Here is a 2,137-nt window from a genome sequence, read left to right on the forward strand (position 1 = left end):
AACCAAATTCCTCCGTGGCCAAATCTTTAAGGAAGGTCATTGCCCGCATCACAACAGCTGGGGGAATTTCCAGAGAAAAGTTAAAGCCCTTATCAGTCCAATCATGTTTTACATTGTAATAATTATTATTTGACCGTACCCTACTTTTCTTATTTGGGACAGCGGTATAAGTCCATTTTCCATAATCCAGACGAAGAGTATATTGGTTGTAAATTTTATCAAAGAGCTTATATCTTTGTACCGGAAAGGAAAAATGCATACCCTCAGCCAGTATGTATTTATACTGGTTACTGTTATCTTCCGCTTCTCCAGGATGAACTGTGATTTCCACTTTAAAAGTATCTGCCATAATAATTGCCAGCTTTTGCTCCCTACAAAGCTGCAGACGCCACCTGGCAACCACATTTGTTTTTCCCCTCGGATCTGTCAACGAGCTGCCCCATTCTAAATAGTGAACTACATCTGAATACTCGAAATCAAAAAAAGCCAACAGATTATTTTCTGACTGTTTTGACGCAGCAAGTGCTTTATCCTCATCAGTCATAGCACTTGTCACCAGTTCAAAGTTATATTCTTCAATGTCTTTCTTGGCCCAGTCTTCATTTGACTCCATCCAATCCCATTTTTTACCATCAAAAAAATAATAAAATTGCTCCATAGTACCGCCTCCCTCGTACAGCTCTAACTTTCTGATTGCTTGAATCATATCAGATGTAAGGTACAAATTTTTGTACATTAAAACTCCCAGATGATTATTTTAATCACCTGGGAGTTTTGACATCAATCCTTATTTACTTATTATCAAACGAACTCTCAAACTCAACATTTTCAGAATCATAGTCCTTAATTTTCATATAGTGCAATTCGAGCTTATCACCTGTACCTGGAATTTCTATCTTCTCTCCAGCATAGCTTGGCTCAGTAGCCCCTTTAGGCATAGCTACGACACAATCTATTATGTAGTTTTCTTTAATCTGGTTCTCCATTCCCCATATTTTCATCCAATCTTTTCCTGCATTGGAATGAATTAGTTCACTAATAAACACAGCATAGGAAATTGCCTGTTTCATAGTATCATCAAATGATTCATTCTTTTTATTTTCATCCTTTACCTCTATAACCACAAATCTGCTTTCACCTGGTTTAATATTTCGTCTACATAAAATATCAGTCTCACCGCCAGTTTTAGACTGTTCAATTACATTTTTCTTGGCATCACTTGCTTTTAAGGATGTTTTCATATGAATTCTGGAATTAGCATATGATACTGGTTGTATTCCACATAATGTTTTATTAACTGATTTTGTCTTCTCTAACTCTGAAAATAATGCACTCTCCACCATATGCTCTTCTTGTCTTGGCGAGCCCACAGCTTCATTTTTATAAAAAGCTCTAAAAGCTTTTGCTAATTCGCTGGTTGACCAACTTTTATTCTCTATTATCCCCAATCTATAATTAAAACGTTCGCTATTATTTGCTTGTGTTTCATTAACCGACAATCTAGGTTTTCTCTTCCTTGCCCCAACTTTAATTGTTCCAACACTCTGTCCCAAATACCTAAGATCAAAATTAACATGCTTGTCCTTAACATTTCCGATGGTCAAATAAGCATGCAATGGTTTATACACATGAAATGTCTTACGAGCTTTAATAAAAAGGTCTTTATGCTCCATCATATTCTTAGCATAATTTCCATATTGTTCAACCCATTCTTTATGGTCCACCAGCTCTCTTTGAACTTTTTCAACCCATTCTTCATATTCTTTCCTTAGTGCTTCATCCATAAGACTTTTCTCCTTTACTTATTTTTGCGCTCAGCTACCCATTTCATATGAGTATCATGCCATTCTGGAACATACGGCTCAACTTTTAAAATGTGATGTGGATGGACCATAGGCACTACTTTAAGCATTTTTCCAGCTATCTCCATTTCGATGATGGTACCATATCCATTTATTTCTACACACTCCTTAAGATTATTCCAAATATCATTTGGCATCTTTACTACTTTTTTCAAATACTGTTTTATAGGCTTATCTCCAAGCAAAATAAGCCATTCTGCCTGTGATTCCAACAACTCTTTGGTGATTTCCGATACTCGCTCATCATCACAAAACGCTTCCCCTGCTGCTGGTAC

At 36.4% G+C, this 2,137-nt stretch carries 3 protein-coding genes; all 3 read right to left on the reverse strand.

Annotated features, from left to right (window positions below; all coding sequences use genetic code 11):
• Positions 1–658: hypothetical protein (locus K6C05_RS08100; RefSeq protein WP_296733471.1), on the reverse strand; the 658-nt coding region annotated here is incomplete at its 3' end.
• A 133-nt stretch (positions 659–791) separates the two neighbouring features.
• Positions 792–1,784: a hypothetical protein gene (locus tag K6C05_RS08105; protein WP_296733472.1), complete on the reverse strand. Its 993-nt coding sequence runs from the start codon at positions 1,782–1,784 to the stop codon at positions 792–794.
• A gap of 14 nt (positions 1,785–1,798) precedes the next feature.
• On the reverse strand, positions 1,799–2,137 hold a 339-nt coding region (locus K6C05_RS08110), incomplete at its 5' end, for a hypothetical protein (RefSeq protein ID WP_296733474.1).

This window comes from Anaerovibrio sp. (genome assembly GCF_024697385.1).
Taxonomy (GTDB): domain Bacteria; phylum Bacillota; class Negativicutes; order Selenomonadales; family Selenomonadaceae; genus Anaerovibrio.

Coding starts and splice junctions, on each gene's coding strand:
- K6C05_RS08105 (WP_296733472.1), bottom strand. CDS start 1,784: ATGGATGAAGCACTAAGGAAAGAATATGAAGAATGGGTTGAAAAAGTT.